13 protein-coding genes and 1 pseudogene are annotated in these 13,898 nt (G+C 62.3%); 8 read left to right on the top strand and 6 right to left on the bottom strand.

What is annotated here, in order from left to right:
- Positions 1 to 170 precede the first annotated feature (170 nt).
- Complete coding sequence (trmA, locus tag J3P90_RS22340) at positions 171 to 1,250, bottom strand: tRNA (uridine(54)-C5)-methyltransferase TrmA (protein ID WP_434675404.1); 1,080 nt, start codon at positions 1,248 to 1,250, stop codon at positions 171 to 173.
- Positions 1,247 to 2,542 carry an NCS2 family permease gene (locus J3P90_RS22335; protein WP_420767288.1) on the bottom strand — a complete coding sequence of 432 codons (1,296 nt, stop codon included), beginning with the start codon at positions 2,540 to 2,542 and terminating at the stop codon, positions 1,247 to 1,249. Before J3P90_RS22335 ends, trmA begins: the two co-directional genes overlap by 4 nt.
- Positions 2,543 to 2,759: 217 nt before the next feature.
- On the opposite strand from J3P90_RS22335, the gene J3P90_RS22330 reads away from it, so the two are divergent.
- Positions 2,760 to 3,200: a DUF4879 domain-containing protein gene (locus J3P90_RS22330; protein WP_420767287.1), complete on the top strand. Its 441-nt coding sequence runs from the start codon at positions 2,760 to 2,762 to the stop codon at positions 3,198 to 3,200.
- 78 nt (positions 3,201 to 3,278) lie between these two features.
- Positions 3,279 to 3,845 carry a DJ-1 family glyoxalase III gene (locus tag J3P90_RS22325; RefSeq protein ID WP_420767286.1) on the top strand — a complete coding sequence of 189 codons (567 nt, stop codon included), beginning with the start codon at positions 3,279 to 3,281 and terminating at the stop codon, positions 3,843 to 3,845.
- 5 nt (positions 3,846 to 3,850) lie between these two features.
- Here J3P90_RS22325 and J3P90_RS22320 read toward each other — a convergent pair whose 3' ends face one another.
- Positions 3,851 to 4,138, bottom strand: a complete 288-nt coding sequence (locus tag J3P90_RS22320) for a HigA family addiction module antitoxin (protein WP_434609459.1) — start codon at positions 4,136 to 4,138, stop codon at positions 3,851 to 3,853.
- A gap of 14 nt (positions 4,139 to 4,152) precedes the next feature.
- Positions 4,153 to 4,429 (bottom strand): annotated as a pseudogene (locus tag J3P90_RS22315) (type II toxin-antitoxin system RelE/ParE family toxin).
- A 181-nt stretch (positions 4,430 to 4,610) separates the two neighbouring features.
- Here J3P90_RS22315 and J3P90_RS22310 point away from each other — a divergent pair.
- From J3P90_RS22310 to J3P90_RS22300, 3 genes are read left to right on the top strand one after another with little or no spacing between them, the layout of a single operon-like run.
- Positions 4,611 to 5,135, top strand: a complete 525-nt coding sequence (locus J3P90_RS22310; RefSeq protein WP_434562202.1) for a (2Fe-2S)-binding protein — start codon at positions 4,611 to 4,613, stop codon at positions 5,133 to 5,135.
- Complete coding sequence (locus tag J3P90_RS22305) at positions 5,132 to 6,124, top strand: FAD binding domain-containing protein (RefSeq protein WP_434609462.1); 993 nt, start codon at positions 5,132 to 5,134, stop codon at positions 6,122 to 6,124. Before J3P90_RS22310 ends, J3P90_RS22305 begins: the two co-directional genes overlap by 4 nt.
- Positions 6,121 to 8,322 (top strand): xanthine dehydrogenase family protein molybdopterin-binding subunit, encoded by a 2,202-nt coding sequence (locus J3P90_RS22300; RefSeq protein WP_434609464.1) that lies wholly within the window; start codon positions 6,121 to 6,123, stop codon positions 8,320 to 8,322. Before J3P90_RS22305 ends, J3P90_RS22300 begins: the two co-directional genes overlap by 4 nt.
- Here the strand turns inward: J3P90_RS22300 and J3P90_RS22295 are convergent.
- Positions 8,319 to 9,557 (bottom strand): MFS transporter, encoded by a 1,239-nt coding sequence (locus J3P90_RS22295; RefSeq protein WP_434609466.1) that lies wholly within the window; start codon positions 9,555 to 9,557, stop codon positions 8,319 to 8,321. The two genes, J3P90_RS22300 and J3P90_RS22295, sit on opposite strands and share 4 nt — an antisense overlap.
- 488 nt (positions 9,558 to 10,045) lie before the next feature.
- Between J3P90_RS22295 and J3P90_RS22290 the strand changes: the two genes are divergently transcribed.
- From J3P90_RS22290 to J3P90_RS22280, 3 genes are read left to right on the top strand one after another with little or no spacing between them, the layout of a single operon-like run.
- Positions 10,046 to 11,485 carry a cytochrome ubiquinol oxidase subunit I gene (locus J3P90_RS22290; RefSeq protein WP_420767279.1) on the top strand — a complete coding sequence of 480 codons (1,440 nt, stop codon included), beginning with the start codon at positions 10,046 to 10,048 and terminating at the stop codon, positions 11,483 to 11,485.
- Between the two features lie 3 nt (positions 11,486 to 11,488).
- Entirely contained in the window at positions 11,489 to 12,496 is a 1,008-nt protein-coding gene (gene cydB / locus J3P90_RS22285; protein ID WP_434562210.1) for a cytochrome d ubiquinol oxidase subunit II, read from the top strand.
- Between the two features lie 21 nt (positions 12,497 to 12,517).
- Complete coding sequence (locus tag J3P90_RS22280) at positions 12,518 to 12,682, top strand: DUF2474 domain-containing protein (protein WP_080942585.1); 165 nt, start codon at positions 12,518 to 12,520, stop codon at positions 12,680 to 12,682.
- A 5-nt stretch (positions 12,683 to 12,687) separates the two neighbouring features.
- Here J3P90_RS22280 and J3P90_RS22275 read toward each other — a convergent pair whose 3' ends face one another.
- Positions 12,688 to 13,812 carry a methyltransferase gene (locus tag J3P90_RS22275; RefSeq protein WP_434675403.1) on the bottom strand — a complete coding sequence of 375 codons (1,125 nt, stop codon included), beginning with the start codon at positions 13,810 to 13,812 and terminating at the stop codon, positions 12,688 to 12,690.
- Positions 13,813 to 13,898: the final 86 nt, after the last annotated feature.

The raw sequence follows: 13,898 nt of genomic DNA, 5'->3' as shown, positions 1-13,898 counted from the left end.
CATTGCCGGCCGAAAGGTGAGGGAGAGCAATTGTGGCGAGGGGATTTATCCCCGCTCGAGTGCGCAGCACTCGCAAGAGGCCAGACAAGACAGAGCAGAGGGCCGCTTCGCAGCCCAGCGGGGATAAATCCCCTCGCCACAGGGTAATCCTTCACCCCGAAAGGGAGGACTCAGCGCCGCGTCAACAACACCCCGGATTCCATGTGGTGGGTCCAAGGGAATTGATCGAACAACGCGCAGCGCGTGATGCGGTGGGTATCGTTCAGTTGCGCGATGTTCGCGGCGAGGGTTTCGGGGTTGCAAGAGATGTAGAGGATGTTGTCGAAGCGCCGGGTCAGCTCGCAGGTGTCCGGGTCCATGCCGGCGCGAGGCGGGTCGACGAAGACGCTGCCGAATTCGTAGCTTTTCAGGTCGATGCCCTGCAGGCGCCGGAACGGCCGAACTTCGTTCAGGGCTTCGGTCAGCTCTTCAGCGGACAGGCGCACCAGCGTGACATTGTCTACCGCATTCTCGCTGAGGTTGCTCAGTGCGGCGTTGACCGAAGTCTTGCTGATCTCAGTGGCGAGCACTTTGCGCACACGGGTTGCCAGCGGCAAAGTGAAGTTGCCGTTGCCGCAGTACAACTCCAGCAGGTCGTCATTGCGATCGCCCAGGGCTTCATAAGCCCAGTTGAGCATCTTCTGGTTCACCGTGCCGTTGGGCTGGGTGAAGGCGCCTTCGGGTTGGCGGTAGCTGAAGGTGCGGCCGCCCACGTGGAGTTTCTCCACCACGTAGTCGTGGCCGATCACTTCGCGTTTGCCCTTGGAGCGGCCGATGATGCTTACGCCAAGCTCGGCCGCCAGTTTCGAAGCTGCGGCGTGCCAGTGTTCATCCAGCGGACGGTGGTAACACAGGGTGATCATCGCGTCGCCGGCCAGGGTGGTCAGGAACTCCACCTGGAACAGCTTGTGGCTCAACGGCGCGCTGGCTTGCCAGGCGGCCTTGAGCTGCGGCATCAATTGGTTGATGCGCAGGCTGGCGATGGGGAACGCTTCGATGAGGATCGGCGTGCGCTTGTCTTCCTGGGAAAACATCGCGTAATGGCGTTCGCCGGCCTCGCGCCACAGGCGGAATTCGGCTCGCAGGCGGAAGTTCTGTAGCGGAGAGTCGAACACCTCGGGCTCGGGGGCATCGAACGGAGCCAGCAGGTCGCGCAGGCGCACGACCTTGTCTTGCAGCTGGGTGGCGTAGGCCTGGGAATCAAAAGTCATGCGTTGAACCAACCCAACTTGATAACGAACAGGATCGAAAGGATGACCAGCGCCGGGTTCAGCTCACGGCCGCGGCCGGACACCAGTTTGATGGCGGTCCAGGCGATGAAGCCGAAGGCGATGCCGTTGGCGATGGAATAGGTGAACGGCATCGCCAGGGCAGTGATCACCACCGGAGCGGCAACGGTAACGTCGTCCCAGTCGATTTCCGCCAGGCCGGAGGTCATCAATACCGCGACGAACAGCAAGGCCGGCGCGGTGGCGAAGGCCGGGACGCTGGCGGCCAACGGTGAGAAGAACAGCGCCAGCAGGAACAGGATCGCGACCACGATCGCCGTAAGGCCGGTGCGGCCGCCGGCGCTGACGCCCGCCGCCGATTCGATGTAGCTGGTGGTCGTCGAAGTGCCTAGCAGCGAACCGGCCATGGCGGCGGTGCTGTCGGCAATCAGCGCACGGCCCATTTTCGGCATGTGGCCGTCCTTGCCCATCAGCCCGGCGCGCTTGGCGACGCCGATCAGGGTGCCGGAGTTATCGAACAGATCCACGAACAGGAACGCGAAGATCACGCTCACCAGGCCGATGTCCAGGGCGCCCTTGATGTCCAGCTGCAGGAAGGTCGGGGCCAGGGATGGCGGCGCGGAAATGATGCCGCCAAAGGGCGTGAAGCCCATCAGGATCGAGACGATGGTGACCGCCAGGATGCCGATCAGTACCGCGCCGCGCACTTTAAGCGCCTCCAGAGCGACAATCAGTACAAAGCCCAGGGTTGCCAGGATCGGCGCCGGTTGCTTCAGGTCGCCGAGGCCGACCATGGTCGCTGGGTTTTTCACCACGATGCCGGCGTTGTTCAGGGCGATCAACGCCAGGAACAGGCCGATACCGGCGGCGATGGCCGAGCGCAGCGGCAGCGGGATGCTGTTGATGATCCATTCCCGGATGCGGAAGATCGATAGCAGAAAGAACAGCACGGCGGAGACGAACACCGCCCCCAGCGCCACTTGCCAGGTATGGCCCATGTGCAGGACCACGGTGTAGGTGAAGAAGGCGTTCAGGCCCATGCCCGGCGCGAGGGCGATCGGGTAGTTGGCGATCAGGCCCATGACTGTGGAACCAATGGCCGCCGCCAGACAGGTGGCGACGAATACCGCGCCCTTGTCCATGCCGGTTTCGCCGAGGATGCTCGGGTTGACGAACAGAATGTAGGCCATGGCCAGGAACGTCGTGACGCCCGCCAGGATCTCAGTCCGCACGTTGGTATTGTGTGCCTTGAGTTGAAACAGCCTTTCCAGCATGTCTGCTCCCCGTGGCGCGCGCGGCGCCGTGAATGTATCGACCTCAACAGCAAAGCACAGGTCGCCAGGGGCGCCGGGATTTTCTGCGGGTCGGAAAAAGCCGCGCATCATAGCAGCGCGGCGATGTGGCTGCGATCCTCGGTGTGCGTCGCATAAGTGTGCGCAGGCAAAAGTTGGGCCATACTGCGCCCGATTTCGGACGGTCGGGATGTATCGCATGAAAAACATTGCATGGGCCTGGGTGTTCGGCCTGGGGCTGGCCGTGCCGGTCGCGCACGCCGCGTCGGCACCACCGCTGAGCGAGGTCAAGGTGCTCAAGGTCGAGTCGCCGGCCTGTGGTTTCGAAGACGTTTCCGCAGGACAGGCGCAAACCCGTTGCGACCACAGTGGCCCGCATATCAAGGTCTACGTGCTGGAGCTCGGCATAGGCCACCAGCCAAATGTCACGCTGGACGGCTTCGAGGTCGACGGCACCCGTTCACCGGTGTGTGCATACGACAATGGCAATCTCAATGATTGTTCGACCGGAGCCCGGCGAACGGTCGGCTACTTGTATATCTTCGATCTGAAGGGCAAGCAGGAAGGCACCTTCAGCTTCAGCAACGTGTCGATCAACGCACCGGGCAACCGAATGTCGACCCAGTTGTACATCAAATGACATGCCGTGGACGACCTTCGGCTGACAGGGCCCGGCAAAGCTGACTAGTCTTGAAGGATCACCCAGCGGAGAGTGCCCATGATGCCTGGAACCAAGATCCCCCGAGTCCTGATCGCCGTGGCTGAAGGCGTTGATGATTTGCAGGTGGTGACGCTGATCGACGTGTTGCGCCGGGCGCAGCTTGAAGTCGTCGTGGCGAGTATCGAAGGCCGTCGCATGCTCACCTGCGCACGCGGAACGCGCCTGACCGCCGACGGCATGCTGGTGGACGTGCTGGTGCAGGATTTCGATTTGATCGTCTTGCCGGGCGGCATCATCGGCGTGCAACACCTGGCGGCCCACCCGCCTTTGCAACAGTTGATCAAGGACCAGGCGGCCGCCGGGCGCATCTTCGCCGCCATCGCCGAAGCCCCGGCGTTGGTGCTCCAGGCGTTCGGCGTGCTGCGCCAGCGCCGGATGACCTGCCTGCCCGCCGTGAGCCAGCAACTGTCCGGGTGCAGCTTCGTCGACCAGCCGGTGGTGGTGGACGGCAATTGCATCACCGCCCAGGGTTCCGCCGCCGCCTTGGTGTTTGCCCTTGCGCTGGTGGAAGCATTAGCCGGTAAAGGGGTGAGAAGCGTGGTGGCGGCGGAGTTGTTGGCGTGACAGCGTCAAATGTGATGGGCAAGGGGTTCGATCATTGGTTGTTCGCGCCGCTCGGCTTGCCATAGGTCATAGTCGGTCTGGACGCCCAGCCAGACGCCTGCCTTGCCAATGCCTGCGCGTTCCAGGCGTACTGCCAGGTCTGGGCTGACCGGTGCATGGCCGTGCAGTACCCGAGAAAGGTGCGGTCGAGCGAAACCGAGGTGTCTCGCCAGTTCGGTCACCGTGATGCCCAGCTCGGGCAATACGTCCACCAGCAATGTTTCGCCAGGATGTGGCGGATTGTGCATGGGCATGTTCCAGCCTCCTGTCAGTGATAGTCGAGGTAATCGACCAGTTCGATGTCGGACTCGATGAAGCGGAAGACAATTCGCCAGTTCCCCGAAACGCTCAGCGACCAATAATCGACCAGATCACCCTTGAGCGAATGCAATCGCCACCCGGGTATGTCCAGGTCGCTTGGCATGCATGCCCTGTCCATGAACTGAAGCATGCGAGCCAGCCGCTTCCCGTGGTCTGCCGAATTCCCGCGTCGAACCCGTTTCATAAAAGACCCTGAGGCCTTTGTGCTGGAAGGATTTCATCATGGAATAGAGTGTAAGGCGATACATTACAGTCTGTGCGATACATATGTACCGCACAGGCGCGCTGGACTCGTGCATTGGGGGCGGGCAATTGTCTTGGAACGCTCATCCCACCCCGAAGTCGTACCCCTTATGACGGCGGTTTTCCAAAACGCCGCGTGTACGACCAACCGTGAGGTGTTCCATGAGCGCGACCTTGTCCGAAGCGACGCAGGCGTCCTTCGTCCGTCATCCCATACGTCTGACACTCAATGGCGCGGTGCGCGAGTTGCAGGTGCTGCCCTGGACTACGTTGCTCGATTTGCTGCGCGAACAATTGGACCTGGTGGGCAGCAAAAAGGGCTGTGACCACGGCCAATGCGGCGCCTGCACGGTGCTGCGCGACGGCAAGCGGATCAACGCCTGCCTGACCCTCGCGGTGATGTGCGACGGTGCCGAGTTGACCACCGTCGAGGGCCTGGCCAATGGCGACGAGTTGCATCCGATGCAACGGGCATTCATCAAGCATGACGCGTTCCAGTGCGGCTATTGCACTCCCGGGCAGATCTGTTCGGCAGTGGCGCTGGCCCACGAGGGGCGGGCGAGCACTGGCGCCGAAATCAGCGAGCTGATGAGCGGCAACCTCTGCCGATGCGGTGCCTACAACAACATTCGCGATGCCATCGAAGAAGCCCTGCCGCTCTGCCAGCAGACCGGAGGTGAGTCGTGAATCCCTTTCGCTACAGCAAGCCCGACACGCTGCAGGCCGCCGTCGAGCTGTCGAGTGCCGATTCGCGTTTCATCGCTGGCGGCACCAACCTGCTCGACCTGATGAAGGAAAACCTCACCCGCCCCCAGCACCTGATCGATATCACCGGGCTGCCCTTGGCCGACCTCAGCGAAACGCCATCGGGCGGGGTGATGATTGGCGCGTTGGTGAGTAACGCCGATTTGGCCTGGCACCCCTGGATCGAGCGCCGTTATCCATTGCTCTCCCAGGCCATTCTTGCCGGTGCTTCGCCACAGCTGCGCAACATGGCCAGCACGGGTGGCAACCTGTTGCAGCGTACCCGTTGTTACTATTTTTATGACGCCGGTGTGCCGTGCAACAAACGTCGGCCCGGCAGTGGCTGCCCGGCTCGAAGCGGTTTGAACCGTATTCACGCGATTCTTGGGGCGAGCGATCAATGCGTCGCGACTCATCCCTCCGACATGTGTGTGGCACTGGCCGCGCTTGACGCGGTGGTCCATGTGCTGGGCCGGGGTGGACCACGGACCATCGAATTCGCCGACTTCCATCGCCTGCCCGGCGACGCTCCGGACCGGGACAACCAATTGGCCGATGATGAACTGATCACCTATATCGAGCTGCCGCCCACAGGCTTCGCCGAACACAGCCAGTACTTGAAGATCCGTGACCGCGCGTCCTATGCCTTCGCTCTGGTCTCGGTCGCCGCCGCGCTGGAGCTGGACGGGCCGGTGATTCGCCAGGCTCGCCTGGCCCTGGGTGGCGTGGCCCACAAGCCTTGGCGTGATCGATCCGTGGAGAGTTGGTTGGTGGGGCAGCCGGTCAGCCGCGAGACGTTCACGGCCGCCGCGGATGCGCTGCTGCAAGACGCCGAGCCGCTAGAGCACAACGGTTTCAAGGTCAAGTTGGCGCGCCGGGCGATTGTCCGCGCCTTGAGCGATGCCGCACTGGTGGGAGGAACCGCCCGATGAATGCACCGAGCAAAACCATAGGCCAACCGCTGGACCGGGTTGATGGCCTCCTCAAGGTGACCGGTCGGGCCCGTTACGCCGGGGAATATCCGGAAGACGGCTTGTTGCACGGCAGTGTCGTATCCAGTGCCATCGCCCGGGGGCGGGTGGTGGGTATCGATGCTTCCCGCGCCCTGGCGCTGCCGGGTGTCGTTGCTGTGATCGATCATACCAATCGGCCCAAAATCGCCAGCTACGACGAACCCTATCAGGATGCCGACGCGGCGGAGGGCTCGCCGTTCCGGCCACTGTTCAACGACCAGATCCTCTATAGCGGCCAGCCGCTGGCCCTGGTGGTCGCCGAAAACCTGGAGCTGGCCCGTTATGCCGGCTCGCTGGTGGAGATTGAATACGAGGCTGAGGGGCATCAGACCGATCTGACAATCCTGCAAAACGAAGCCCATCCAGCACCTGCAGAACTGCCCAAGCCCCGTGGGAATTTTCAGGGCGAGTACGCGAGCGCAGCCCTGAGTGTGGACGTGTCCTACAGCACGCCGATAGAACACCACAACCCGATGGAGCCCCATGCCTCCACCGTGTTGTACCAACCCGACGCAAGCCTGCATATCCACGACAAGACCCAAGGCGCGCAGAACTGCCAGGCGTACGTGCAAAAAGTATTCGGGCTGGAAAAGGAGCAAGTGCGGGTATTTGCCGCCTACGTGGGCGGCGCGTTTGGTTCCGGCCTGCGTCCGCAATACCAATTGGCGCTCGCGGTGATGGCCGCGCTGCATCTCAAGCGCTCCGTACGGGTCAGCCTGACGCGCCAGCAGATGTTTACGTTTGGCTATCGGCCTCGGACATTCCAGCGCTTGCAATTGGGTGCTGCGGCCAACGGAAGATTGCTCGCGGTAGCGCATACCGCCATTGGCCAGACCTCGCGTTTCGAAGATTTTACCGAGCACGTGGTGGAGTGGAGCGGCATGCTCTATCACTGCGATAACGTGACACTGACGTACAAACTGGCGCCGTTGGACGTGTACACACCGCTGGACATGCGCGCCCCGGGCGCGGCCCTCGGGTTGATCGGGCTGGAGTGTGCCATGGACGAGCTGGCCTGCGCCCTGGCGATCGACCCGCTGCAGTTGCGTCTGATCAACTATGCCGAACGCAACGAAAACGAAGGCAAGCCCTATTCCAGCAAGGAGCTGCGGGCCTGTTACGCCCAGGGCGCCGACCGTTTCGGTTGGAGCAAGCGCAACCCCGAACCGCGCAGCATGCGCAGCGGCCGACAACTGGTGGGCTGGGGCATGGCGGGCGGCGTGTGGGAAGCCATGCAGCAAAAAGCCAGTGCCCGCGCCTCGCTGGACGCCAACGGCAAGTTGACCGTCAGCAGCGCAACGACGGACATCGGCACCGGCACCTATACCGTCATGACTCAAATTGCCGCCGAGGCGTCAGGCGTTTCCCTTGAGGACGTCACCTTTGTCCTGGGCGACTCGTCGCTGCCAACGGCACCATTGCAGGGTGGTTCGTTTACCGTCTCGTCGGTGGGCACGGCGGTGCAGAAAGCTTGCGAAGCGCTCAGGGAAAAGCTGCTCGCCGTGGCCCGTCAGTCCTGTCCTGCCTTCAGCGGCGCGACCCTTGAGCAGGTAACCTTCATCGACGGTGAACTGCGCATGGGCGAGGCCCGTGTCGCCCTGGCGGAGCTGGCGCAAAAAAGCGGCGAAATGCCGTTGCACGCGGAGGTCGCCACCGGACCGGATGAAAAACGCCAGGCCTATGCGACCGCCACGCATTCGGCGGTTTTTGTTGAGGTGTTGGTGGATGAAGACCTTGGCACGGTGAAGGTCAACCGAGTGGTCAGCGCCATCGCGGCGGGCCGGGTAGTCAATCCGAAGACTGCCCGCAGCCAGATCCTCGGTGGGGTGGTCTGGGGCGTTGGCATGGCACTGCACGAAGAAACCTTGACCGACCATGCCCTTGGCCGCCACATGAACCACAATCTGGCCGAGTACCATGTGCCGGTGAATGCCGACATTGGCGAGATAGACGTGATATTTGTCGAAGAACATGACGAGATCGTCAACGCCCTCGGGTCCAAGGGCGTCGGCGAAATCGGCATTGTCGGCGTGGCCGCGGCGGTGGCGAATGCGATCTACCATGCCACGGGCAAACGGGTGCGGGATTTCCCCATCACCCTGGATAAGTTGCTCTAGGCTTTCGCCTCGTCCACCGGTTCGTGCATCCGGTCACGGTTGGCCAGGGTCGGGAACAGTTTGATCCAGGCCCCGGTCACCAGCAGCGTGCCGACGCCGCCCATGACCACCGCCGGCACCGTGCCGAACCAGTGGGCGGTGAGCCCGGACTCGAATTCGCCCAACTGGTTCGAGGCGCCGATAAACAACCCATTCACAGCGCTCACCCGACCGCGCATCTCGTCGGGCGTTTCCAACTGCACGAAGGAGGCGCGGATGACCATGCTGATCATGTCCGCCGCGCCCAGCACCACCAATACCGCCAGGGAGAACCAGAACGACGTGGAAAGGCCGAACGCAATGGTGGCGACGCCGAACACGCCCACGGCGGTAAACATCACCCGGCCGACCTTGCGCTCCACGGCAAACCGCGCCAGCCACAGCGACATCAGCAAGGCCCCGACCGCCGGCGCCGAACGCAACAGGCCCAGGCCCCAGGGGCCGGTGAGCAGGATGTCCTTGGCGAATACCGGCAACAGCGCGGTGGCGCCGCCCAACAGCACCGCAAACAAGTCCAGAGAGATCGCCCCTAGGATGTCCGGGCGGCTGCGAATGAAGCGAATACCGGCCAACAGCGAGTCGAGGGTCGCCTTGCCTTTATTCAGCGGTGTCTGCCGGGCGGGCAGGTTGAGCATCAGGCAGCAGGCGATGACATAAAGCAACACGGTTGGCCCATAGACCCAGACGCTGCCAAAGGCGTACAGCAAACCGCCCAGGGCCGGGGCGACGATGGTGGCCGATTGTTGTGCTGATTGCGCGGCGGCCACAGCCCGGGGAAACAACGCGGCAGGGACAATGCTCGGCAACAGCGCCTGGGTGGTCGGCATTTCGAAGGAGCGGGCCGCGCCGAGCAGGAACGCAAGGATGAAGATCATCTCGCGCGTAACGTTGTCGCTGGCGCTGCCAATCGCAAGGGTGAGGGCGATCATCGCTTGCAACGATTGGCAGATGGCCGCGACTTTACGTCGATCGTATCGATCCGCCACGTGCCCGGTATGCAGCATGAACAGCACCCGTGGGGCGAACTCCACGAGGCCGACGAGCCCCAGGTCCAGGACATTGCCGGTCAGTTGATAGAGGTTCCAGCCGATGGCCACGGTCAGCATCTGGAAACCGCTGGCGGTGAATATCCGAGCCAGCCAGAAAGCAATGAAGGGACGATGGTGACGGAGCAGAAGGGGCGCTTGGCTGGGCATCTGTGACGGGGTCCGGTGATGGGAAGGTCGAGATTATCACTGAGCTGTAACAGGAAGTTGCGGTGGTTGGAAAAATAGTTAGCCAAACATCGATATTGGCTTGAGGGAACATTTGTGGCGAGGGGATTTAGCGAAACGTCGCACCGCCCCGCTGGGGCGCTAAGCGGCCCCAAGCTTTTGCGAGTGCTGTGCAATCGAGCGGGGATGAATCCCCTCGCCACAAGAGTTTTTACTTATGTCCTGAGCACCTGGGACAACCTGCCACGCGACAAAAAACCACGCCGTCCATCGGCCATATAGCGACTACTCTTTGAACATTGCTTGACCCAGGTCAATCCCCTTGGGGCGTTGTGCTGGCGGCCATTGGGCCAAAGTCCTGCGTTGTGACGGTTTAAAAAGAACGATTTTAAAAGCATCGCACTCCATATCCCTGGGGGCTGTGATGCAAGCCCCGCCCGCAGCCGGTTTTACCTGACAGAGGAAGACTTATGTTCGGTTTGGAGGCGCTCGATCTCGCCCGAATCCAGTTCGCGTTCACCATCTCGTTCCACATCCTGTTCCCGGCCATCACCATTGGCCTGGCGAGTTACCTGGCGGTACTCGAAGGCCTGTGGCTGAAGACACACGACGATACCTACCGCGACCTGTATCACTTCTGGTCGAAGATTTTCGCCGTCAACTTCGGCATGGGGGTGGTCTCCGGGCTGGTGATGGCCTATCAGTTCGGCACCAACTGGAGCCGTTTTTCGGATTTCGCTGGCGCTGTAACCGGGCCGCTCCTGACTTATGAAGTGCTCACGGCATTCTTCCTCGAAGCGGGCTTCCTCGGCGTAATGCTGTTCGGCTGGAATCGCGTGGGGCGTGGCTTGCACTTCTTTTCCACGGTCATGGTGGCGATCGGTACGCTGATCTCGACCTTCTGGATCCTGTCGTCCAACAGTTGGATGCAAACCCCGCAAGGCTACGAAATCATCGATGGCCGGGTCATTCCGGTGGACTGGCTGGCCGTGGTGTTCAACCCCTCGTTTCCGTTCCGGCTGATGCACATGTCGGTCGCGGCCTTTGTCGCCACCGCGTTTTTCGTCGGCTCGTCGGCGGCCTGGCACCTGCTGCGCGGTCGCGATAACCCGGCCATTCGCCGCATGTTGTCGATGGCGATGTGGATGGCCCTGCTGGTCGCGCCTGTACAGGCGGTAATCGGTGACTTCCACGGTCTCAATACGCTGAAGCACCAGCCGGCAAAAATTGCCGCCATCGAAGGGCACTGGGAAAACGTCGGCGATGAACCCACGCCGCTGATTCTGTTCGGCTGGCCGGACATGAAGGCCGAGCAAACCAAGTTCGCTGTGGAAATCCCGTACCTGGGCAGCTTGATCCTGACCCACTCGCTGACCGATCAGGTGCCGGCGCTGAAGGATTTCCCGCCTGAGGATCGACCGAATTCGACCATCGTGTTCTGGTCGTTCCGGGTCATGGTGGGCCTGGGGTTGCTGATGATATTCACTGGGCTGTGCAGCCTCTGGCTACGCCGCGGCAACCGGCTTTACCAATCCCGCCCGTTCCTGCATCTGGTGCTGTGGATGGGGCCTTCCGGGCTGATCGCGATCCTGGCCGGTTGGTTCACCACGGAAATCGGTCGCCAGCCGTGGGTAGTCTACGGCTTGATGCGCACGGCGGATGCGTCGTCCGGCCACAGCTTTGCGCAGATGAGCTTCACCCTGGTCATGTTCGTGGTGGTGTATTTCGCGCTGTTCGGCGCGGGGTTGAGCTACATGATGCGTCTGGTGCGCAAGGGCCCGGTGGCCCAGGAAGCCGAGCCGACCGACGGTGGCCCCGGTCAGAAACGCACCCCGGCCCGTCCATTGTCGGCCGCCAACGAAGGCGACGACGAAGTGGACCACAACGACAGCTCGAACAAGGGGAATTGAGTCATGGGTATTGATCTTCCGCTGATCTGGGCCGTGGTCATCATCTTCGGCATCATGATGTACGTGATCATGGACGGCTTCGACCTGGGCATCGGCATTCTCTTCCCCTTCGTCAAGGGCGAGCGCGACCGCGACGTGATGATGAACACCGTCGCGCCGGTCTGGGACGGTAATGAAACCTGGCTGGTACTGGGCGGGGCAGGGCTGTTCGGGGCGTTCCCGCTGGCGTATTCGGTGGTGCTCTCGGCATTGTACCTGCCGCTGATTCTGATGCTCATCGGGCTCATCTTCCGGGGCGTGGCGTTCGAGTTCCGCTTCAAGGCCAAGGCCGAGAAGCGGCATCTTTGGGACAAGGCATTTATCGGTGGCTCGCTGACGGCGACGTTCTTCCAGGGTGTCGCCCTGGGGGCGTTCATCGACGGCTTCGAAGTGGTCAACCGCCAGTTCGCCGGCGGTTCCCTGGACTGGCTCACGCCGTTCACCATGTTTTGCGGCCTGGCGCTGATCGCCGCCTATGCCTTGCTCGGCTGTACCTGGCTGATCATGAAGACCGAAGGCAAGCTGCAAGAACAGATGCATGACCTGGCCAGGCCGTTGGCCTTCGTGGTGCTGGCGGTGATCGGCATCGTCAGCATCTGGACCCCACTGGCCCATGCCGATATCGCCGCGCGCTGGTTCACCTTGCCGAACCTGTTCTGGTTCCTGCCGGTGCCGATCCTGGTGTTGGTGACCATGTACGGGTTGTTCCGCGCCGTGGCCCGCAACGCCAACTACACGCCTTTCATCCTGACGCTGGTGCTGATTTTCCTGGGTTACAGCGGCCTTGGCATCAGCCTGTGGCCGAACATCGTGCCGCCGTCCATTTCGATCTGGGACGCCGCGTCGCCGCCACAGAGCCAGGGCTTCATGCTGGTCGGCACGTTGTTCATCATTCCGTTGATCCTGGTGTACACCTTCTGGAGCTACTACGTGTTCCGGGGCAAGGTGACCCATGACGATGGCTACCATTGACCGACCTGCGAGGTGCCGAAGATGGCCAAGCCTGACTTGAAAGACATCGAGGCCGCGGAAAAAAAGCCGCTATGGCAGCGGCTCGGTTGGCTGGCGGCGATTTGGGCCGGTAGCGTGCTGGCATTGTTCATCGTAGCCAGCTTGATGCGGATGTTCATGAACGCCGCGGGTTTGACGACTCACTGACGGAGTTATTTGCGGGCTTTGAGGATCACGAACTTCGGCGTGGCGGCCACCTGCTCGACACCGCGGAACAGCCGCGCCAGCTTGCTGTGATAGCCCAGGTGGCGGTTGCCGACGATGTACAGCGCGCCGCCGACGACCAACGCTTCACGGGCCTGCTGGAACATGCGCCAGGCAAGGAAATCGCCCACCACTTGCTGCTGATGGAAGGGCGGGTTGCACAGCACCACATCCAGGGACTGCGCTTCTTGCCCGGCCAAGCCATCGCCCGCCCTCACGATCACTTCGCGCTCGCCCAGGGCGGCTCGCCAGTTTTCGGCGGCTGATTGCACGGCCATGTACGACTCGTCCACCAGGGTGTAGCGAGCGTCCGGGTTAGCCAGGGCGCTGGCAATGGCCAGCACGCCGTTGCCGCAACCCAGGTCCGCAACACGCGCCGAGCCCAGGTTCTTGGGCAGGTGCGGCAGGAAGGCGCGGGTGCCGATGTCCAGCCCTTCACGGCAGAACACGTTGGCGTGATTGAGCAACTCGATGTTCGGCTCATCCAGCGCATACCGAGTGGGGTAAGGGGAAGCGGCCGGTGTCCTCGGTTGCGGCGTGGCAATCAACAGACGGGCCTTCTTGACAGCGAGCGAGGCCTGCACCGGGCCGACGTAGCGCTCCATCAGGTCGCCTGCGGCCCGGGGGAGGTGCTTGACCATCGCGGCAGCGATCACCTGGGCCCCTGGTGCCAGTTGCCCTTGCAGCCGGATCAGTTGCTCCTCCAGCAGCGCCAGGGTCTTGGGCACCTTGACCAGGACACAATCGAAAGGCCCCGTCAGCGCTTCGCTGGCCGGCACGATGGGCACCGTATCGAACGGCAAGCCGTTGCGCACCAGATTCTTTTCCAATGCCTGCAGCGCCAGGAACGAGTCACCGCTGCTGGTGACCTTGACCTTGCCTGCGAGGCTGGCCGCCAGGGCGCCGAAGCCATCATTGAGTACCAGCACCCGGGTTTCCGCGCCCGGTTGCTGTTCGGCCAGGTGCGCAAGCAGATATTCATCGGCAGCGTCGAACGCTTGCAGGGGTTCGTTCGGCTGTTCGGGCTGGCGGATCAGGTCGAGTTGGGCGAAGGGAGTATCGAGCAAGGGCATGGCTGGGACTCTGGCAAATCAACGGGTGTCCCGCTGCCTTGGGCAGGTCTGTCAGCGGGACCTCCTGAATGAACTGCGTCGCGGAC

The organism is Pseudomonas sp. D3-10 (genome assembly GCF_051132175.1).
Lineage (GTDB): Bacteria > Pseudomonadota > Gammaproteobacteria > Pseudomonadales > Pseudomonadaceae > Aquipseudomonas.
Note: the sequence above shows the minus strand (reverse complement) of the source record. Positions and strands in the feature narration are given on the sequence as shown.